The following is an 18,646-nucleotide window of genomic DNA, read 5'->3' on the forward strand; positions in this document are numbered from 1 at the left end:
GTGTGATGAATGAACAGCTTATCAATAAGGATAACTTACCAAAACATATTGCCATTATTATGGATGGCAATGGCAGGTGGGCAAAACAGAAAGGAAAACTTCGTGTTTTTGGCCATGAAAATGGAACCAAGTCTGTTCGCAAAGTGGTTGAGGCCTGTGCCCGGATCGGTGTTGCGAACCTGACCCTCTACGCTTTTTCTACAGAAAACTGGAAACGTCCGAAACTGGAGGTGGATACCCTTATGAAATTATTGGTGGCTTCTCTTCGCAAGGAATTGAGTACCCTGCAGGAAAATAGGATCAGACTTAATGCCATCGGTACCCTGGACGCCCTGCCTGCTAAGGCGAAAAAGGAGCTGCTGGAGGTAATCGAAAAAACCAGTAAAAACGATCGGATGACCCTTACCCTTGCGCTGAGTTACGGCTCCCGGGAAGAGCTGAAAAGCGCCGTCAGAGAGATCGCCGATAAAGTTAAAAATAACATAATTTCTAAAGATGATATTGATGAAGAGCTCATTAATAATCATCTTTATACACATGACCTGCCAGATGTCGATCTGCTTATCCGTACCAGTGGAGAACACCGGATAAGCAATTTTCTTTTATGGCAGATTGCCTATGCCGAATTGTACTTTACCCGTACCTTGTGGCCCGATTTTACCGAAGAACACTTGTTCGAAGCAATTTTAAATTATCAAAACCGAGAACGCAGATTTGGAAAGACAAGCGAACAACTTAACTAAATATATCATGCTAAGGAGATATTTGGGTGTATTTTTTGTGATCCTGTTTATGACTATGACGCTTGGGGTAAAGGCCCAGGATGTTTCTTTCGATAAGGGAAAGACCTATACGCTTGGCGGACTGGAAGTCACTGGACTAAAAAGTTTTAATGAACAAACCGTAATTACCTTTACAGGATTAAGAGTGGGCCAGGAGATCACCGTTCCCGGAGAGGAACTGAGTGAGGTGATCAACCGGCTGTGGGACCTGCGATTGTTTAGTGATATCAATGTATATCAGACCGGTGTGGAGGGCGATAAGATCTACCTCGAACTGGAGATCGTCGAATTGCCTACCCTTACCGAAGCAAAGATAAAGGGGGTTAAAGAACGTAAGGCCGATGAGGTACTCAAGGAGGCTGACGTTAAGAAGGGAGAAAAGGTAACCGAAGGGTTCCTTGCCAATACCCGGAACTACCTTTTGAACAAGTATAAAAAGGAGGGATACCTCAATACTAAGGTCAACATCAATACCATTCAAGATACCACCCAGGCTAATGGGGTTAAAATGGTGATCAATGTAGACAAGGGGGAGAAGGTAAAGATCAAGGATATTGCTATTCAAGGCAATGAAAAACTTTCTGACGGGAAGGTGAAAAAGTCCATGAAGAACACCAAGGAAAAGGTGTTTGGACGCTTTTGGAAGAAGTCGAAGTTTATCCCTGAAGATTATCAGGAAGACCTGAAATCCATTGTAAATAAATATAAGGAGAACGGATACCGCGATGCCCGTGTACTTTCCGATTCGATCATCTATAATGACGATAATACCATTTCCATAGATATTGCTGTGGAAGAAGGCGACCGTTACTATTTTGGGGATATCGACTTTGTAGGGAACGCGGCCTATACAGACGAATATCTGCATACCCTGCTTGGGATCGATAAAGGAGATGTCTATAATGGAGTACTGATGGCTGAACAGATCAGTGATCCGAATCCCGACGCAAATACCATTGAGAACCTGTACCAGAATACGGGGTACCTGTTTTCAAGCATCAATACCGTGGAGGTTGCGGCTGTAAACGATACCATCGATTTTGAGATCCGTGTGAACGAAGGGAAACAAGCCTACCTGAACAGGGTGGATGTGGTTGGTAACGATAAGACCAATGACCATGTGATCTACAGGGAAATGAGAACCCGTCCGGGACAGCTCTACTCTAAAGACCGCGTGGTACGTACGATCAGGGAACTCGGACAAATGGGATTCTTTGATCCGGAAACCATAGATATCCAGGTACTAAACCCGGATCCGCAAAACGGTACTGTGGACCTGCAGTATGGAGTTCAGGAAAAAGGTTCTTCCCAGATCGAACTTCAGGGTGGATACGGTGGAGGCGGATTTATCGGAACCCTGGGACTTTCTTTCAGTAATTTTGCCATTAAAGACTTATTTAATAAGGACGCTTATAAACCTATTCCTATGGGGGACGGACAAAAGCTTTCTTTGCGTTTGCAGGCCAGCCGCTTTTTCCAGACCTATAGCTTCTCTTTTTCAGAACCATGGATGGGAGGGAAAAAACCGGTACAATTCTCGGTTTCTTTATCCAGAACACTTCAGTTCCAGTACAATTTCATTTCAAGAGAGGTAGATAGAGATCAGCGTTTTGTGATCAACGGAATCACGCTCGGATTAGCCAAGCGTTTGCAGTGGCCTGACGACAGCTTCCAGTTGTCGCACGCCCTGAGCTTCCAGAGCTATGAACTTCAGAATTATTTCGGATTCCAGTCGATCTTCCCTTTCCCTGATGGAAACGGAGATTCCAACAACCTGTCTTATACGGTAGCGCTAACCAGAAATAACACCTCGGTAAACCCGATCTTCCCGTTAAGAGGGTCGCTGTTTAATGTGAGTGTGAAGTTAACCGCACCCTATTCATTATTTAACGGGGTAGACTATGCCAATCTTGAAGACGACCCGGATTTTCAGACACTTGACGAACAGGGGCAAGTAGTTCCGGATCAGGGAAAGATCTCCCAGGAAAAGTTAAAGTGGCTGGAGTTCTATAAGATCAAGTTCTCCGGGGCCTGGTATACCAATATTATTGATAAGCTCGTATTAAAAACCGGTGCAGAGTTTGGTTTCCTCGGGGCCTATAACCAGGATCGTGGAGTGATTCCATTTGAACGATTCTTCCTCGGAGGAGACGGTTTAGGAAACTTTACCCTCGATGGAAGAGAAAATGTTCAGTTGCGTGGTTATCCAAACCAGTCGCTTTCCGGACAGGAAGGTTCAACCATTTATAATAAATTCTCCCTGGAACTAAGGTATCCGATCACCCTTAAACCATCGGCTTCTATTTATGCCCTTGGATTTGCAGAAGGTGGAGCCGGCTTTACCAATTTCCAACAGTATAATCCTTTTGAATTAAAACGTTCAGCTGGTCTGGGAATCAGGATTTTTATGCCTGCATTCGGATTGCTAGGAATCGATTTTGGATATGGATTCGACCGTATTCCGGGAGATACACAGATCAGTGGCTGGCAAACCCACTTTATCATCGGACAACAGTTCTAATTTTTGGCACGATATTTTCTTATTGTTAATCGCTGTTAATATATTTGGGCTGTTTCAAGTGGTATTTTATGCGTATTTTATGCCCGAAATACCCGGAAATCAAAACAGGAATTGCCATGAGATTAAAAGTTCTTTTCATAATGTTCAGCGTGATCGCGACCCAGTTTGCACTGGCACAGCGAAGCGTTCGCATTGGCTATGTCGATATGGATTACATTCTTGAGAATGTGAATGAATATCAGGTTGCCAATGAGCTGCTTCAGAAAAAGGTCGCCAAATGGAAAAAGGAGATCGAAGAGCAGCAGTTGTCTATAGAGCAAATGAAGGAAGATCTCGATACTGAACGCATATTGCTGACCAAAGAACTTATTGAGGAGCGGGAGGTAGAGATCAAGGCCCTGGAAGAAGAGGTGCTGGATTATCAGCAGGATCGCTTTGGACCTCAGGGAGACCTGGTAAGGCAACGCAGTCAGTTGGTTCAGCCCATACAGGATCAGGTTTTTAATGCCGTTCAGGAGCTGGCAGCCAGCAGGAAGTATGATTTCATTTTCGACCGTTCTGCAGATGTGGTTATGCTCTTTGCAGAAAAGCGTTTCGATGTGAGTGAGCAGGTGCTTCGGATGATCGATATCAACAGGAAAACCGATGCGCGGGAAGGGAAGCCTTCCGTTCTGGAGGCTTTCGAAGAGATCGATCCGGAACTAAAGGCGCGTCAGGATGCCTATGAGGAAAAGAAATCGGAAAGAGACTCCCTCATTGAGGCCAGAAGGGCAGCCAAGCTGAAAGAAATTGAAGATCGTAAAAAGGCTTACGAAGAGCGGCGCAAGAAAATGCTGGAGGAACGCGAGGCCAAACGTAAAGCCAAGGAAAAAGAAAACGGAGAAGAGGGTTCTGAAGAGAACTCAGAGCAAAGTTCAGAATACAATTAATAAAAGTAACACTAAATCTATTTTTGAAATTTTAAAACCATGAAACACTTAAAGACGTTAGTAATTGCAGTTGTTATTGCAGTAGGATCGATGAGTTTTGCAAACGCGCAAACCAAGGTGGCCCATATCTTTGTGGACAAACTGATGAGCGAAATGCCGGAGATGAAAGCTGCAGAAGCTGAGATCCAGAAATTAGGAAAAAGCTACGAGGCCGATATACGTTCTACTTACCAGGAATTACAAAACAAGGCGAAGCTTTATGAAAATGAAGCAGCCGGGAAAACAGATGAGGAGAATGCGAAAAGAGCCCAGGAGATCCAGGGAATGCAGGCGAATATCCAGCAGGCTCAGCAGGTAGCTGCCCAGGAGATCGAAAAGAAGAAAATGGAGCTTCTTGAGCCGATCCTTAAAAAAGTGAATGATGCCATTCAGAAAGTAGGGAAGGATAAAGGATTTGACTACGTTCTTGATGCTTCTGCAGGTTCTGGAATCATTCTGGCCGATGGAGCCGATATTACAGCTGATGTAAGAACTGCTCTGGGCTTCTAAGAAGTTGGACAACGAATTTTTAAAAACTGCCCGCAATGTTGCGGGCAGTTTTTTTATTTTTAAGCATCATGAACACGCAACCTGTTGGCATTTTCGACTCCGGCGTTGGTGGTACTTCCATATGGAAGGAGCTGCACGGGCTTTTACCTCTTGAATCGACCATCTATTTGGCCGATAGCGCTAACGCGCCTTATGGAGAAAGGTCTTCTGAGGAGATCCTGGGACTCAGTATAAAAAATACGGAATTGCTGCTCGAAATGGGCTGTAAATTAATTGTGGTCGCCTGCAATACCGCCACAACGAATGCCATTTCCTACCTTCGGGCGCATTATCCGGTGCCCTTTATCGGGATTGAGCCTGCAATAAAACCCGCCGCCCTGCAAACTCTTACCGGGGTGATAGGGGTGCTGGCCACCAGGGGGACCCTCAGCAGTGCACTTTTTGCAAAGACCTCCGGCGATTACGCGGCCGGGATCAAAGTGATCGAGCAAATGGGAGATGGCCTAGTTCCCCTTATAGAGCAGGGGAAAGTCGAATCCCATGAAATGACCCTCCTTCTGCATAAATACCTTGACCCTATGATCGAAGAAGGCATCGATCACCTGGTGCTGGGCTGTACACATTATCCGTACCTGGCCGATAGAATTTCTGAAATGTTTCCGGATGGCATCAGGATCATTGACAGCGGTCGCGCCGTGGCCATGCAGACAAAGAGAGTACTGGAGGTACATCATGCTGCCGCTACCGACCATAGTAAGCCGCCTTTCCTGAGATTTTACACCAATAGCGATCCGGAACTTCTGAAGTACTTCCTGAATGATGTCCAGGATCCTTTTGAGGTCTTTCCGCTTGAGTTTTAAACTGCATATTTTAATAGAAAGCACCCTAAGCCGGCCTTACGCGCCCATCCCATAAGGATGACTTCCCTTTTCCAATGACAGCGGGAAAAAGTCTTTTTTTATGCTGGCGGTTTAATAGCCATATCCCATCTCCTTCTTCTCAAAAAGTAGTGCCTTCGTGTGGGGAATCAGACCTTTTTTTAAAGCTGGTATCAAGTGTTATCCGGAAAGAAACGGGGAGCTTAAATATACGTTTTAATGATTTGCATCACCCGCGAATAATATCCCGACCCAAACAGATTGAGATGCACGAGAATGTAATACAATTGCCATAACGGGATACGTTGCTCCCATAAAGGGGTTAGGGGATAGACTTCGTTATAGGCCGGTATATGGTTCTTCGGAAATCCGCCAAACAAGGCCATCATGGCCAGGTCCATTTCCCTGGAGGCATAACTCACAGCGGGGTCGATCAGGCAGGGTTCTGCCTTTTCACTCACCATGTAATTTCCACTCCACAGATCGCCATTGATCAATGATGCCGGCTCTTCCGGAATAAGAACTTCAAGTTTTTGAAGAAAGTTGTCCAGGCCGCGAAAGGTATACCCCTTATTTATGGCCATCTCAAACTGAGGCAAGAGTCTTTCCTGTACGTAGAATTCCGCTGCGTTTTTATGCTGCCGGTTAGACTGTGGCAGGCTGCCAATGTAATTATCGTGATCCAGTCCGTACAGGGCAGCGGTATTTCGGTGCAACCCGGCCAGGGCATTTCCCAGTTGGTTTCCTTTGACCTGCTGTGGGGCGCCGGGGGAGATGTATTCCATTATCAGGTACGCTTCAGAATCAAGGTATACCTCTGGATTCCTGAAGGTATCCGACCGGGAAAGGAGATTTAATCCCTTAGCTTCGGCGGGGAACATGCCCGGGTAGGGATCGGAGTGTGTTTTGAGTACTATCTTACCGAATGACGTATGTACCAGCCATACCTCGTTTATGTCTCCCCCGTGAAGTGGCTCGGGGGGTGCCTGTACCTTGCCAAAACGGGAATCAATAGCGTTCCTTAAGGGTTCGCTGAGCATGGATCAGGACTTTCGTTTGTAGGTGAGGTAGGTAAAGGCGTAATTGTGACGCTCGTCTGCAGGGTGAAACTCCTCTGATATAAGTTCCCAATGTGCCTCATCGATATCTGGAAAGAAGGTGTCAGCCTCAAATTCCCCATGAACCCGTGTAAGCTCTATCAGGTCGGCTTTTTCCATGCCCTGTCTGTAGATCTCTCCCCCTCCGATAATAAAGGGTTGTGGGTCGCTTTTTGATACTTCGATGGCTTTTTCAAGACTGTCAGTAATAATGCACCCTTCCGGATGATAATTTTTCTGCCTTGTAATGACCACATGGGTGCGATTGGGCAGGAGTTTGGGAAAGCTCTCAAAGGTCTTTCTCCCCATTAAGATAAAATGGCCTGTGGTCAAGGCTTTAAATCTTTTAAAATCGTCAGGTAAATGCCATACCAGGTCATTGTCTTTTCCCAGGGCATTATTCTCGGCGGCCGCCGCGATCATAGTAATCATTTATTCGAGGGTTTTAGTAGGGTCTTCAGGAAGCGGGTGGGTTCTTTCCACCTCCCTTTTAATTTCTTCTATCCTGGTTTTTTGCTTCTGAACAAGCTTCTCACGTTGTTCCCGTTCCCATTCCTTCCCGAGAAAGGAAGGGGTGATAAAGACGTTGAAGAAATGAATGATAAAAAGAAAGGCCCAGGTGAGGATCGCCCATAAAAACCAGTTGTATTCTTCTCCGTACTTAAGAACCTTGTTCAGGACGATCATAAATACGCTGCCGATCAGGAAGATCACGAAATGATAATACAGACGCTTCTTCTGCTGAATCCGTTTCTGCGCTTTTTCAAGCATCTCATGCTGTTCGGGATCGATCTCTTTCAGGTTTCTTTTCTTTGAGAACATAATCATTACCTTTAGGTGTGTCTAACAAAGTTACACAAAGCAAGACTAAATTATAGCAGAACAGCATTGAAATCAATTCCTATGGAGCATACAGGTCATTTTGGTAGCCAGTTTCCTTATACGCAGCAATATACCTATCTCAATACCCCGGCCTATGGATTACTCAGTGAAAGCCTGATGGAATGGAGGCAGGAACACGACCTGGATTACCTTGTGGGGGGCAGCAGGTTTAAGGAGCGCTTCATTAAGGAGCTTGATGGAGTAAGGGCAACCGTGGCCTCTTTTACCAATACCACCCCAGACAGGGTTTACCTGACGCCTAATTTTTCTTTCGGATGGAAGGTCTTATGCGGCGGATTGAAGAAAGACCTTCACTTTCTCTTACTGGATGGGGATTATCCCTCCCTGAACTGGCCGGTGATCACATCTGGATTCAAAAAGACCGGAACGGTGAAGGCCTCTTTTGATATGGAGGAGGAAATTCTCCGTTACTTTGAGCGCCATGCGCCTGATGTCTTTGCTTTTAGTCTTGTGCAGTATTTGTCTGGTTTACAGCTGGGCATAGACTTTCTCAGATCATTAAAGGAACAGTACCCTGATACCCTGTTTGTTGCCGATGCCACCCAATACCTTGGGGTTGAAGAATTTGATTTTGAGCGGTCGGGGATCGATGTTCTGGGGGCGAGCGGATATAAATGGATGTTGGCCGGAACCGGGAATGGTTTTTTCCTGGTAAGGCCGGAGGTGGCTTCACGATTCTACGAACATTCTATGAAATGGGAGCCCAGAGAAGAGTGGTTTTTACGGGAAAACACCCATTTGCAGAACCATCTTGAGCCGGGTCATCTGGACAGTATGGCTATGGGAAGCCTGAAGTTTGCCCTGGATCAACTCGGTACCCTTGGCATGGAAACCGTAGAGCATAGAGTTCGGGAATTAAAGGATTATGCCCGTGAGGCACTAGGAAGTGAGGGATTTCTTGAAGAAGGGGTTCTCAGACGGAAGGATCACGCTCCCTTTTTCGCTCTTGAAGTCAGTGAAAAGCAGTTGGCTGCCCTGGAGCAACGACATGTTGTTTTCGCTATTAGAAACGGCCGTCTCAGGGTGGGTTTTCATTATTATAATAAAAAGGAAGAGGTGGATAAGCTTGTGAATATCCTAAAGCATAGCCTACCCCGTTAAGAATATTAAGAATTGTCGGAGATAATTTGTCGATTTTTGATTTATACCATGTATATATTAAGAAATCGGTAATTATTTGTTATACAGTTGTTTGGCTCGGATGAAATTCTAAATTTGTTCTCATAAACAAACAATTTAAATTTAATACCATGGCAATTTCTAAACAGTATCTTAAATCAAGGCCAGTATGCAAGGTAACCTTTACCGTGCCTGCATCTGAAGCGAAAAAAGTGGCCGTAGTGGGAGATTTTAACGAATGGAACCCTAAGAAAGCTGCTTTAAAGAAACTGAAGAATGGAAACTTCAAGGGAACTCTTGACCTTCCCGTTGAGCAATCATACGAGTTTCGTTACCTGATCGATGGTGACTATGTGAATGAGGAGCAGGCGGACGGATTCCGCTGGAATGATTATGCGGGTACAGAGAATGCTGTACTGAGCTTGTAATTCAAATCCTGTTTTTCATTTCTAAAGTAAAATCCTTGTAGAACCGGGTGATGGTCCTCAGATCCAGCGCCCGGTCTACCGGGATTAATGCCCCCTTCCAATTGTTAATATGCCATTGAGCCGGCGCCATTTCAGGCAGACCGTCATAATTTATATTCCGGTCTGACCGGGCGTAGGCATAAAAATATGGCACCTCAGAAACCCGGTCTGCCGGGGCGTATCCCAGGCCAAAACTCTTACTTTTTGTATCCGGATCCGGATATACCAGCATTCCGGTGTCAAAATGATGGGGCCAAATCCTAACCGGGGAACATTCCATTGGATGGGTATCCCTGAATTCTTCCAGCGCTTTTTGAGCAATATTGCGTTCCTCTGTTAATTGCAGCAGGACCTTCTCATCGGTATTGTCCAGGCTTATAAAAAGATCTTCCGGGGAGGTGGGGGTAAATCCCATTTGAAGCCGGTACTTTCCGGGGTCAATACCACAGGAAGAAAGGGTTTCCCTAATCCAGCTTTCAATGTCTCCGGGGGAGGCACCTAAGGGATCAAAAGCCTTGCGCTGCGGCCCTGAAACCAGGTAAAGCATTAATCCCGGATATTCCAGTTCGAGATAAACCTCATTGTAAATCCGGGAAATGAGGGCGCTTTTTTCTATATCCCAACCCAGGTTGGTCTGGCTGTCATCAGGTTCTGCCGGAAGATAACTGTTTCCGAAGGCGGCCAGAAATTGAGCCAGGTGATGTAATTTATGTTGGTGGGCGTTTAAGAGTCCTTCCGGTTCCATGGGTATAACGTATTACTGTTTCTTAAATACATAATTCTTATAGCTGCCTTCAGTGCTGGTAAAGGTCTCGGTGATAGCTAGGTTGGCCTGGTTGGCAAGCCATGTTACAGTCTCGTCATCATATTTTTGTGAGATTTCTGTATGAATGGTTTCCCAGGGTTTGAAATGAATACGGAGGTCAAGTTTTTTAAGGTACACCTCCATAGCCTCTGTGGCAACCAGAAAACTTTTGGCAGTACCCGATTCCGGATCATAACATTCCCAGTGCCGGAACTTTTCTGTACAGAAGTCACCCTTGAGTTCCCGGTTGATTCTTACCAGAAGATTCTTATTGAAGGCTGCAGTAACTCCCCCGGGATCATTATAGGCATCCAGGATCTTTTGAGGATCTTTTTTCTGGTCAAAGCCCATGAATAGCATATCGCTTTTGTTCATGCTGCTTTCAATGTTCTTAAGAAAGGTGATGGCCTGCGGATGCAGAAGGTTTCCAATATTGGAACCCAGTACCATGATGACCTTTTTCCGGCTGTTGTAGGAGGAGAGTTGTTGTAGCACCTCAAAATACATGCCCTGCCTTGGCAGGACCTTCATGGTTGGGAATTCTGCTTTGAGTTTGGCCTCCAGGTTGTGCAATGCATTCTGACTTATATCTACGGGAATGTAACTGAATGCTGCACCGTCCTTATCCAGTTCCTCAAGGAGAAGCCTGGTTTTTTTACCGTCTCCAGCACCCAGCTCAATAAGATCAAACCCTTTGCTGCCCCTGAAGATCTGACAGATCTCTTTTCGGTGCGTGCGCAGGATCTCAAATTCTGCCCGGGTCAGATAGTATTCGGGTAGTTCCATGATCTTTTGGAAGAGCTCATCTCCCCTTCGATCATAGATGTATTTGGAATATAGGAATTTAGGATCGGCAGTAAGTCCTTCATATATATCCCTTTCAAAAGAGCTGGCAAATGTGACAGGTGTTTTTTCCGTGCTCATTCTTCGGATTATTGCGCCAGTCGAATCCCGGTATACTGCCACCTGAGATGTGGATGGAAGAAATTTCGGTATGTGGACCTGCTGTGCTTCCTGGAAGTTGCAACAGATGCTCCCCTTAAGACTTTTTGGTTCACCATGAATTTACCGTTGTATTCACCCAGGGGTCCTGCAGCCTTTGCGAATCCCGGATAAGGGAGGTAGGCACTCTCTGTCCATTCCCATCGTTTTCCCCAGTCAAAAACCTCCTGTCCTGCTTCCCATTCAAATTCTGTGGGAAGGCGTTTTCCTTTCCATTGTGCATAGGCATAGGCTTCGTAATAGGAGATATGGGTAACCGGGGTTTCCGGATCGATCTCCTTAAAACCTTTCAGAGTATAGTGTTTCCATCGGGTCTTGTGCCAATACCAGTACAAGGGAGCTTTGATGTGCTCTCTTCTTATCCAGTCCCAACCTTCAGCATGCCATAAATCTACCTTTTCATACCCGCCGTCTTCCATGAATTCCAGGTATTCCCCATTCGTGACGAGTTTATTACTGATCTTGTACGGGGCGAGATATACCTTATGTACTCCGAGCTCATTGTCGAAACAAAAATCGCGACCCTGGTAGCCGATGTCGTAAAGCCCTTTGTCAATCCGAAGCCATTTTTGTTTCTGTTTTTCCAGGTCGTGCTCCTCAAACGTTTGGGAATACCTCGGTAATAAGGGGTTATGGCCGAGGATGTACTTGATATCTGAGATCAGGAGTTCCTGGTGTTGTTTTTCGTGGTGTATTCCTATGGTCATCAGGTCAAAGAGTTCCTCGTTGAGATGATCCTCGAGAAACTCAGTGAGCTGCTGGGTGATAAAATCCCGGTAGCTATAAACTTCCTCTACCGTAGGGCGGGTAAGGTTGCCACGTTTCGTCCGCAAAATATGCTCTCCTGCAGTTTCGTAATAACTGTTAAAAATGTATTTGTAGCGTTTATCGTAGGGCTCATATCCCGGTTTGTGTTTGGTCAGGATAAATTCTTCAAAAAACCAGGACGTATGCCCCAGGTGCCATTTCGGGGGAGATACATCCACTATGGGCTGCACCACATAATCTTCGATCTTCAAGGGGGCGCAGATCTCATCTGTGGCCTGTCTGGTCTGAAGAAATTCATTGATGATATTGGTAGTAATGATCATGATGTTGATGGGTGTTGTTGCTTAAAAATAAGAATAATGCGCTAATATTGAGCGAGGTAGACCTAAATATTTTCCGGGGAATGGAGCATAAAAAAACCGGGCGCTGCCCGGTTGATGTTCTAATTCTTTTTATTCTTATTTTTTTGTTGACCCGGTGCGTAAGCCTTGGCCGACTGTGCCCCGGTAACTTTCTTGACCTGACCCGGGGGTGCCTTGGCGCTTCCGGAAGGTACGATAATGGTTTTGCATCCGCTGGATAACAGCATGACGCCAAACAAGCAGCAAATTAAGGTTCTCATGATTTGGGTTTTTAATGGAGATGAAGATAAGGAATATTTTCTTAATAATTATTCCATACCTCCTGGAGGGAGTTCGCTTACGGGAGCATCCCATATGATTTTCCATTCGTCTCCCTGTTTCTCCCAGAGCACTAGGTAATGCCCGGTATCGGTGAATCCCGGCATGGGTGCTTTCTCATTGGGTTCGAATGTTAAAGTGTATCTGCCGAGCTCAACGGCCATCTCCCCGCTACGGCGCACATCTAAAGCTTCCAGGTCGAATTTCCACAATCCTATGGCAACAGATTGATTCCATTCTTCAATAAAGGCTTCCTTGCCCTTTATAACCTTTGCATTCGGAGGCATCTGGATCAGGTCGTCAGCGAAATAAGTAGCCGCCGAATCTATGTTTCCCTCGGCATAGAGCTTTTCTAAAATGTCGTTTGTCCTGTTGATCATATCTTTTAGCGTTTCGTCTGCGATTACCGTATTGGATTCCTGGCAGTACCCGGCCACAAATAATGACCATGTGAAAATAAGGGTTAGTGTGCGTTTCATATGATATCTGTTTTTTTGGTTGGTCAACCGCTCTAAGTTACACAAAAACAACGTATTACGCTTATGTGATTTTGTAGGAAAGCCATGGTTAAAGTAGCAGGTTTTTACGAATTTTCTTGGTACTCACTTTGGATGAAGTAATTTTGCTAAACAACCAATAAACAGATCGTTATGGAATCAATTCGTTATTTGATTTGCCTCTTTTTGATGGCAATATTGTTGCCTGCATCGGGTACAGCCCAGGAAACCGACCTGGGAGTGGCCCCTGCTTTTGAATTAAAGGATGTTCATGGGAATACGGTGCGCCTTGATGCTTATCAGGGCCAGTTCCTGGTGATCCATTTTGCTGCCACCTGGTGTCCGTTCTGCAATGCTGAAGCACCTTATCTTGAGAAGTTATACCGGGAATATCACGACCGTAAGGTTGGGGTTGTGATCATTGACGTAAAAGAATCTTCGGCTTTGGTGAAGGAGAAACTTCAGGAAAGATTCGACCTGAGTTTTCCGGTACTTCTGGATTGCGATGGTAAGGTGGCCTCCGCCTTTGCTCCCCAGGGGGTGCTTCCGGAACTTTCAAGGGATGAGGTAATGCTGGCCAGCAATTTACTGATAGGTCCGGAGGGGAATATCCTCTTTATGTCGCTTCTCGATTCTAAAAATTTCGATCCGAAGCTAACCGATCTGCGTGAAACTTTAGACAGGTACCTGGCAGGGAATTGAGGTATGGGTTTCAGTAGTTTTGTTTTTTGGATTTTTCTGCTTCATCTGCAGGCAGGATGGGTGGAATACCGGGGCTCGGAAGTAGGGCAGCGCGGGGATGTAATGGATATATGGGTTCATTTTACAATTGGGCAAGGGTACCATATTCAAAGTAGTGATCCGGAGGATGATCAGCTCATTCCTACCCGGGTGGATGTGGATTTGCCTGAAGGCTGGGAATTACTGGATGTGGAGTTTCCTGAAACGGAATCGTTTCGTCTGGAAGGAACCCAGCAGGTTCTTCAGGTCTACAGTAAGGAGCTCACTGTACAGGTTTCGGTCAGGGTGCCTGAAGATTTTTCCGGCCTGGAAACCTTTGAGGGCATTTTGCATTACCAGGCTTGTGACCACGCAAAGTGTTACTTTCCCAGGGCCCTGGAGTTCTCCGTAGATCTTTGGTAGGGTGCTCTGAAAGCTTTCTGCAATTTAATAACCTTTTTACCGCAAGGAACTTTTGTCTACCTGTTGTATTCAGGCAGACTACCAGGCGGGAATATGGGAGGTCGTTGTAATTATTACACGGCAACAGCCGCCTTGATATGCGGATGCGGATCGTAGTTAACCAATGTAAAATCTTCAAACTTGAAATCGAGAATATCCTTGATCTCCGGATTGATCACCATCTGTGGTAAGGGTCTGGGTTCCCTGCTTAGTTGTAATTGGACCTGCTCCATGTGGTTGTTGTAGATATGTGCATCTCCGAAGGTGTGAATGAATTCTCCGGCCTCATAACCGCAAACCTGGGCCATCATCATGGTTAGAAGCGCATAGGAGGCTATATTAAATGGTACTCCCAGGAAGATATCTGCACTGCGCTGGTATAACTGACATGAAAGTTTACCATTGGCTACGTAGAACTGGAAAAAGGCATGACATGGCGGTAAGGCTGCTTTTTGGTTGGCCACGTTTTCAGCAAAAGAAACCGAGGTGTCAGGTAAAACGCTGGGGTTCCACGCAGAGACCAGCATACGCCTGCTGTCCGGGTTGGATTTAAGGGTCTCGATGACCTCTTTGATCTGATCGATCTCTTCAGAGTTCCAGTTGCGCCACTGATGTCCGTAAACCGGCCCAAGATTACCGTTTTCGTCGGCCCATTCATTCCAGATACGAACCCCGTTGTCCTGAAGGTATTTAATGTTGGTGTCACCTTTGAGAAACCAGAGTAATTCGTGAATGATGGATTTCAGGTGAAGTTTCTTGGTGGTAACCAGGGGGAATCCTTCTGAGAGATCAAAACGCATTTGATACCCGAATACACTTTTAGTTCCTGTTCCGGTTCGGTCTTCTTTTTCGGTTCCGTGTTCCAGTACGTGTTTTAGCAGGTCGTGATATTGTTTCATAACATTCGGGTATTATATAGGTTACCGGGAAATTTCCTGTGGATGCAGCTGCATGGCTTCCGGGGCTCAAGATAGCCATATTGGGTTTGAGCCCGATAAAAACGAGGTTGAATTTATCAAGATTTTATTAACGATTACCCGATGATCATTCCGGCTATGGTAGCCGACATCAGGGAGGCCAGGGAACCACCGAGTACGGCCTTCATTCCGAATTCAGACAGGGTTTTTCGCTGCCCGGGTGCCAGGGAACCGATCCCTCCGATTTGTATCCCTATAGAGGCAAAATTGGCAAAGCCGCAAAGCATGTAAGTCGCCATGATCACCGATTTATTATAGGTGAAACTCAGCGGTGTGGAAAGGTCTTTCAGGTCGGCAAGCTGGACATAACCTACAAATTCGCTGGCTGCGAGTTTGATGCCAAGGAGCTGCCCCATGAGCATAACATCTTCTTTGGCTACCCCTATTGCCCACATCAGGGGCGCGAATATGGTGCCCAGGATACTTTCCAGGGAGAAGTTCTTGTAAGGAGTATTAGTGGCGAGTACTTCGTTCAGGGAGGTGAGATCGCCGACCCAGTTCAGGAAGTAATTGATCATGGCAATAAATGCGATAAATACCAGGAGCATGGCGCCAACATTGGCGGCGAGCCGGAGCCCTTCGGTGGTACCATTGGCAATGGCATCGAGGATATTGCTTCCGATCTTGTCTGAGGAGACCTCGACATTGGTATTGACTTTTTCCTGCTGGGGGTATAAGATTTTAGAGATCACAATGGCGCCTGGTGCAGCCATAACGGATGCGGCCAGCAGGTGTTTGGCAAATTGGAGCCGTAATTCCGGATCGTCTCCTCCCAGGAAACCTATATAGGCGGCCAGCACTCCTCCGGCTACGGTAGCCATTCCGCCAACCATGACCAAAAGGATCTCTGAACGGGTCATGCGTTCCAGGTAAGCCTTGATCATCAGGGGGGCCTCAGTCTGGCCCAGAAAGATATTCCCGGCCACCGAAAGGCTTTCAGCTCCGGATATTCCCAGTACTTTAGAAAGGAGCATTGCCAGGCCTCTTACAATGAACTGTATCACCCCAAGGTAGAACAGTACCGAGGTCAGGGCAGAGAAAAATATAATGGTTGGGAGAATCTGAAATAGGAAAATGAATCCGTAACTGCTCACATCCATCATGCCGCCCAGCAAAAACTCACTTCCGGCCTTGGTGAAATCAAGGATCAGGACGAAGATACCGCCCACCCATTCAAAGGCGCTCTGTACAAATGGAATAAGGAGTACCCCCACGGCCAGAACCAGCTGGGAGCCCAATCCGAGCACTACAGTTTTCCAGTTAATAGCCTTGCGATTGCTGCTGAAAATCCATGCGATAAGGAGCAGAACGACCATACCCAGCATCCCTCTCAGGAAACTGTTCAGGTTGAACCCCTGGTTCGGAACCAGGCCCGAAGGCTTTACCATATCTTTAATGGTTTGCGGATTACCCGATCTGAACGTGAACTCCCTGGCTTCCTTTTTCAAGGTAAGGGTAGAGTCGGTAAGGGATACAATCTTAAACCGGGAGGTGCTGTCCCGGGGGGTGTCAAAAAAGAGGATGAGGTTATTGCGCTGTACGAAATAGTTGCCCTGGTATGAGGATTCTTCAATACCGGAGATCAGGGTGAAGTCGCCGTCTGTGAATTGCAGCCGGGCCGGAACACCGGAATCGGGCTGGTCTTTAATGATCCAGGACCTCTCAAGTTCCTGAGCGAACAGGGGAATACTGTTTAATAAAACCAGTAAGGAAACCAGTAGTGTTTTCAATGATCTCTTGTTGTTTATCTTTTATTTAATCCGGGGTATCTGTTTCAGGGAAGGGGAGGTTATTTTTGCTCCCTCCGGGAAATCTCGTCCCGGATCTTGGCAGCCTTTTCGTAATCTTCATTGGCTACGGCACCATCAAGTAAGGTGTAGAGTTCCTGGAGCGAATAGGTGCGGTAATCTTCACCGGCAGATTTTTGGGATTTTTCTTCACCGCTGAGCACTTCGTCAACAATGATGCTCTCCTCGTTTTCCTCGTTTTCCTCCTTTGGAGTAAACTTGAGGTAAATACCGGCTTTGTCAAGAATATTCTTATAGGTGAAAATGGGCGCATTAAACCTTAGCGCCAGGGCGATCGCATCACTGGTCCGGGCATCGATGATCTCTTCGATTTTATCGCGTTCACAAATAATACTGGAATAGAAAACACCGTCTACAAGTTTGTGAATGATCACCTGCTTTACCACGATATCAAAACGATCTGCAAAGTTCTTGAAGAGGTCGTGGGTCAGGGGTCGCGGAGGCTTGATTTCCTTTTCCAGGGCGATGGCTATCGATTGAGCTTCGAAGGCTCCTATAACGATGGGGAGTTTTCGTTCACCGTCCACCTCGTTGAGGATGAGGGCATAGGCTCCATTCTGGGTTTGGCTATAAGAAATTCCTTTTATGTTTAACTTCACTAAGCTCATACAATGCAAATAAAATAAAAGGGCTGTCTGATCTCGGACGTATCCGCGTTCAGACAGCCCCTTAAGGGCACAATTTAATTAAATTATGCGTTATTCGCTTTAAATGTCTTCAATTTTTCGATAAGTTGTGGAACTACTTCGAAGGCATCCCCAACAACCCCGTAATCTGCAGCTTTAAAGAAAGGTGCTTCGGGATCATTATTGATTACAACCTTGGTTTTTGAAGCATTGATCCCTGCCAGGTGTTGTATGGCTCCGGAGATTCCTACAGCGATATAAAGATTGGATGCAACAGGCTTCCCGGTTTGTCCAACGTGTTCACTGTGAGGTCTCCATCCAAGGTCAGAAACGGGTTTGGAGCAGGCGGTTGCCGCACCCAGTACCTCGGCCAGTTCTTCAATCATTCCCCAGTTCTCAGGTCCTTTTAGTCCGCGCCCTCCTGAAACTACGGTCTCGGCATCGGCAATGGTTACCTTTCCGGATACTTTATCCACAGAAACCACTTCGATTGCGAAATCTCCGGCTTCGAGTTCAGGCGCAAAATCCTCAACAGTGCCTTCGCCCTGGGCTTCCTTTAAACCAAAGGCATTTTTAGATAACCCGATAAGTTTAACAGCCGTGCTGATCTCGGTAAAGTTGAAAGCCTTGTTGGTGAACGCGGTGCGTTTTACCTTGAACGGGGAAGTGCTTTCCGGCAGTGCGACCGTGTTGGGGGCATATCCGGCCTCCAGTTTGATAGCCAGCTCGGGAGCCAGGTATTTCGCGTTGGCACTTGAGCTTACCACTACGACCTCGCTGCCTTCTTTCTTTGCAGCCTGAGCGACCACATCGGCATATGCCTTGGCATTGAAGTTTTTAAGTTCTTCGGAAGACACCATCAGGGTCTTGTCTACGCCGTACTGGGCGAGCTCTCCTGCATTTTCGGCATTAACGGCTACTGCAGTCAGGGATGTCCCCATAGTGTTGGCGATCTCCCTGGCGTAGGAAGCCAGCTCAAATGCAGTCTTTTTGAATTTTCCGTTTTCGGATTCGGTATATATTAAAACAGACATTGTTCTTTTCTTTTTTGGGTTA

General features: G+C 46.3%; 21 protein-coding genes. 9 read left to right on the forward strand and 12 right to left on the reverse strand.

Features of this window, described 5'->3' with window-relative positions; all coding sequences use genetic code 11:
• Positions 1 to 5 precede the first annotated feature (5 nt).
• From K7R11_RS03930 to murI, 5 genes are all read left to right on the forward strand, one after another.
• On the forward strand, positions 6 to 743 hold the full coding sequence (locus tag K7R11_RS03930) for an isoprenyl transferase (RefSeq protein ID WP_224488801.1): 738 nt from the start codon (positions 6 to 8) through the stop codon (positions 741 to 743).
• A gap of 7 nt (positions 744 to 750) precedes the next feature.
• On the forward strand, positions 751 to 3,303 hold the full coding sequence (bamA, locus tag K7R11_RS03935; protein WP_224488803.1) for an outer membrane protein assembly factor BamA: 2,553 nt from the start codon (positions 751 to 753) through the stop codon (positions 3,301 to 3,303).
• Between the two features lie 116 nt (positions 3,304 to 3,419).
• Positions 3,420 to 4,232, forward strand: a complete 813-nt coding sequence (locus tag K7R11_RS03940) for an OmpH/Skp family outer membrane protein (RefSeq protein WP_224488806.1) — start codon at positions 3,420 to 3,422, stop codon at positions 4,230 to 4,232.
• Between the two features lie 39 nt (positions 4,233 to 4,271).
• Entirely contained in the window at positions 4,272 to 4,781 is a 510-nt protein-coding gene (locus K7R11_RS03945) for an OmpH/Skp family outer membrane protein (RefSeq protein WP_224488808.1), read from the forward strand.
• Between the two features lie 68 nt (positions 4,782 to 4,849).
• Positions 4,850 to 5,641 (forward strand): glutamate racemase, encoded by a 792-nt coding sequence (gene murI / locus K7R11_RS03950; protein WP_224488810.1) that lies wholly within the window; start codon positions 4,850 to 4,852, stop codon positions 5,639 to 5,641.
• Between the two features lie 221 nt (positions 5,642 to 5,862).
• On the opposite strand, the gene K7R11_RS03955 is transcribed toward murI, so the two are convergent.
• Genes K7R11_RS03955 through K7R11_RS03965 form a run of 3 tightly spaced genes read right to left on the reverse strand, consistent with a single transcriptional unit; the run spans position 5,863 to position 7,578 of the window.
• Positions 5,863 to 6,699, reverse strand: a complete 837-nt coding sequence (locus tag K7R11_RS03955; protein ID WP_224488812.1) for a fructosamine kinase family protein — start codon at positions 6,697 to 6,699, stop codon at positions 5,863 to 5,865.
• Between the two features lie 3 nt (positions 6,700 to 6,702).
• Complete coding sequence (locus tag K7R11_RS03960; protein ID WP_224488814.1) at positions 6,703 to 7,188, reverse strand: dihydrofolate reductase; 486 nt, start codon at positions 7,186 to 7,188, stop codon at positions 6,703 to 6,705.
• Positions 7,189 to 7,578, reverse strand: a complete 390-nt coding sequence (locus K7R11_RS03965) for a 2TM domain-containing protein (protein WP_224488816.1) — start codon at positions 7,576 to 7,578, stop codon at positions 7,189 to 7,191.
• A gap of 81 nt (positions 7,579 to 7,659) precedes the next feature.
• Between K7R11_RS03965 and K7R11_RS03970 the strand changes: the two genes are divergently transcribed.
• Both K7R11_RS03970 and K7R11_RS03975 read left to right on the forward strand, forming a co-directional pair.
• Positions 7,660 to 8,760, forward strand: a complete 1,101-nt coding sequence (locus tag K7R11_RS03970; RefSeq protein ID WP_224488818.1) for an aminotransferase class V-fold PLP-dependent enzyme — start codon at positions 7,660 to 7,662, stop codon at positions 8,758 to 8,760.
• A 149-nt stretch (positions 8,761 to 8,909) separates the two neighbouring features.
• The gene (locus K7R11_RS03975) at positions 8,910 to 9,206 is read left to right on the forward strand and encodes an isoamylase early set domain-containing protein (RefSeq protein WP_224488820.1); all 297 of its coding nucleotides are present in this window, start codon (positions 8,910 to 8,912) and stop codon (positions 9,204 to 9,206) included.
• 1 nt (position 9,207) lies between these two features.
• Here the strand turns inward: K7R11_RS03975 and K7R11_RS03980 are convergent, their stop codons facing one another.
• From K7R11_RS03980 to K7R11_RS04000, 5 genes are all read right to left on the reverse strand, one after another.
• On the reverse strand, positions 9,208 to 9,990 hold the full coding sequence (locus K7R11_RS03980; RefSeq protein ID WP_224488822.1) for a hypothetical protein: 783 nt from the start codon (positions 9,988 to 9,990) through the stop codon (positions 9,208 to 9,210).
• Positions 9,991 to 10,002: 12 nt separating this feature from the next.
• Positions 10,003 to 10,974, reverse strand: a complete 972-nt coding sequence (locus K7R11_RS03985; protein WP_224488824.1) for an L-histidine N(alpha)-methyltransferase — start codon at positions 10,972 to 10,974, stop codon at positions 10,003 to 10,005.
• Positions 10,975 to 10,982: 8 nt separating this feature from the next.
• Positions 10,983 to 12,143: an ergothioneine biosynthesis protein EgtB gene (egtB, locus tag K7R11_RS03990; protein ID WP_224488826.1), complete on the reverse strand. Its 1,161-nt coding sequence runs from the start codon at positions 12,141 to 12,143 to the stop codon at positions 10,983 to 10,985.
• Positions 12,144 to 12,262: 119 nt separating this feature from the next.
• Positions 12,263 to 12,442, reverse strand: coding sequence for a hypothetical protein (locus K7R11_RS03995; RefSeq protein ID WP_224489143.1), 180 nt, complete (start codon positions 12,440 to 12,442; stop codon positions 12,263 to 12,265).
• Positions 12,443 to 12,490: 48 nt separating this feature from the next.
• Entirely contained in the window at positions 12,491 to 12,979 is a 489-nt protein-coding gene (locus K7R11_RS04000; protein WP_224488828.1) for a YybH family protein, read from the reverse strand.
• Between the two features lie 171 nt (positions 12,980 to 13,150).
• Here K7R11_RS04000 and K7R11_RS04005 point away from each other — a divergent pair, with 171 nt between their 5' ends.
• Both K7R11_RS04005 and K7R11_RS04010 read left to right on the forward strand, forming a co-directional pair.
• Positions 13,151 to 13,699: a peroxiredoxin family protein gene (locus K7R11_RS04005; RefSeq protein ID WP_224488830.1), complete on the forward strand. Its 549-nt coding sequence runs from the start codon at positions 13,151 to 13,153 to the stop codon at positions 13,697 to 13,699.
• 3 nt (positions 13,700 to 13,702) lie between these two features.
• Positions 13,703 to 14,140 (forward strand): protein-disulfide reductase DsbD domain-containing protein, encoded by a 438-nt coding sequence (locus K7R11_RS04010; protein ID WP_224488831.1) that lies wholly within the window; start codon positions 13,703 to 13,705, stop codon positions 14,138 to 14,140.
• A gap of 113 nt (positions 14,141 to 14,253) precedes the next feature.
• Here K7R11_RS04010 and K7R11_RS04015 read toward each other — a convergent pair whose 3' ends face one another.
• The 4 genes from K7R11_RS04015 to K7R11_RS04030 all read right to left on the reverse strand — a co-directional run bounded on the left by K7R11_RS04015 (position 14,254) and on the right by K7R11_RS04030 (position 18,624).
• Positions 14,254 to 15,078: a thymidylate synthase gene (locus tag K7R11_RS04015; RefSeq protein ID WP_224488834.1), complete on the reverse strand. Its 825-nt coding sequence runs from the start codon at positions 15,076 to 15,078 to the stop codon at positions 14,254 to 14,256.
• 134 nt (positions 15,079 to 15,212) lie between these two features.
• Positions 15,213 to 16,886, reverse strand: a complete 1,674-nt coding sequence (locus K7R11_RS04020) for a NupC/NupG family nucleoside CNT transporter (protein ID WP_224488836.1) — start codon at positions 16,884 to 16,886, stop codon at positions 15,213 to 15,215.
• Between the two features lie 59 nt (positions 16,887 to 16,945).
• Positions 16,946 to 17,572, reverse strand: a complete 627-nt coding sequence (locus tag K7R11_RS04025) for a bifunctional nuclease family protein (RefSeq protein ID WP_224488838.1) — start codon at positions 17,570 to 17,572, stop codon at positions 16,946 to 16,948.
• 83 nt (positions 17,573 to 17,655) lie between these two features.
• Positions 17,656 to 18,624: an electron transfer flavoprotein subunit alpha/FixB family protein gene (locus tag K7R11_RS04030; protein ID WP_224488840.1), complete on the reverse strand. Its 969-nt coding sequence runs from the start codon at positions 18,622 to 18,624 to the stop codon at positions 17,656 to 17,658.
• Positions 18,625 to 18,646: the final 22 nt, after the last annotated feature.

The sequence above is a fragment of the Robertkochia flava genome (genome assembly GCF_020166515.1).
Classification (GTDB): Bacteria; Bacteroidota; Bacteroidia; order Flavobacteriales; family Flavobacteriaceae; genus Robertkochia; species Robertkochia flava.

What these genes read in the sequence shown, in the direction of transcription:
- K7R11_RS03930 (WP_224488801.1), top strand. Translation starts at nt 6, where the DNA reads ATGAATGAACAGCTTATCAATAAGGATAACTTACCAAAACATATTGCC.
- bamA (WP_224488803.1), top strand. Translation starts at nt 751, where the DNA reads ATGCTAAGGAGATATTTGGGTGTATTTTTTGTGATCCTGTTTATGACT.
- K7R11_RS03940 (WP_224488806.1), top strand. Translation starts at nt 3,420, where the DNA reads ATGAGATTAAAAGTTCTTTTCATAATGTTCAGCGTGATCGCGACCCAG.
- K7R11_RS03945 (WP_224488808.1), top strand. Translation starts at nt 4,272, where the DNA reads ATGAAACACTTAAAGACGTTAGTAATTGCAGTTGTTATTGCAGTAGGA.
- murI (WP_224488810.1), top strand. Translation starts at nt 4,850, where the DNA reads ATGAACACGCAACCTGTTGGCATTTTCGACTCCGGCGTTGGTGGTACT.
- K7R11_RS03955 (WP_224488812.1), bottom strand. Translation starts at nt 6,699, where the DNA reads ATGCTCAGCGAACCCTTAAGGAACGCTATTGATTCCCGTTTTGGCAAG.
- K7R11_RS03960 (WP_224488814.1), bottom strand. Translation starts at nt 7,188, where the DNA reads ATGATTACTATGATCGCGGCGGCCGCCGAGAATAATGCCCTGGGAAAA.
- K7R11_RS03965 (WP_224488816.1), bottom strand. Translation starts at nt 7,578, where the DNA reads ATGTTCTCAAAGAAAAGAAACCTGAAAGAGATCGATCCCGAACAGCAT.
- K7R11_RS03970 (WP_224488818.1), top strand. Translation starts at nt 7,660, where the DNA reads ATGGAGCATACAGGTCATTTTGGTAGCCAGTTTCCTTATACGCAGCAA.
- K7R11_RS03975 (WP_224488820.1), top strand. Translation starts at nt 8,910, where the DNA reads ATGGCAATTTCTAAACAGTATCTTAAATCAAGGCCAGTATGCAAGGTA.
- K7R11_RS03980 (WP_224488822.1), bottom strand. Translation starts at nt 9,990, where the DNA reads ATGGAACCGGAAGGACTCTTAAACGCCCACCAACATAAATTACATCAC.
- K7R11_RS03985 (WP_224488824.1), bottom strand. Translation starts at nt 10,974, where the DNA reads ATGAGCACGGAAAAAACACCTGTCACATTTGCCAGCTCTTTTGAAAGG.
- egtB (WP_224488826.1), bottom strand. Translation starts at nt 12,143, where the DNA reads ATGATCATTACTACCAATATCATCAATGAATTTCTTCAGACCAGACAG.
- K7R11_RS03995 (WP_224489143.1), bottom strand. Translation starts at nt 12,442, where the DNA reads ATGAGAACCTTAATTTGCTGCTTGTTTGGCGTCATGCTGTTATCCAGC.
- K7R11_RS04000 (WP_224488828.1), bottom strand. Translation starts at nt 12,979, where the DNA reads ATGAAACGCACACTAACCCTTATTTTCACATGGTCATTATTTGTGGCC.
- K7R11_RS04005 (WP_224488830.1), top strand. Translation starts at nt 13,151, where the DNA reads ATGGAATCAATTCGTTATTTGATTTGCCTCTTTTTGATGGCAATATTG.
- K7R11_RS04010 (WP_224488831.1), top strand. Translation starts at nt 13,703, where the DNA reads ATGGGTTTCAGTAGTTTTGTTTTTTGGATTTTTCTGCTTCATCTGCAG.
- K7R11_RS04015 (WP_224488834.1), bottom strand. Translation starts at nt 15,078, where the DNA reads ATGAAACAATATCACGACCTGCTAAAACACGTACTGGAACACGGAACC.
- K7R11_RS04025 (WP_224488838.1), bottom strand. Translation starts at nt 17,572, where the DNA reads ATGAGCTTAGTGAAGTTAAACATAAAAGGAATTTCTTATAGCCAAACC.
- K7R11_RS04030 (WP_224488840.1), bottom strand. Translation starts at nt 18,624, where the DNA reads ATGTCTGTTTTAATATATACCGAATCCGAAAACGGAAAATTCAAAAAG.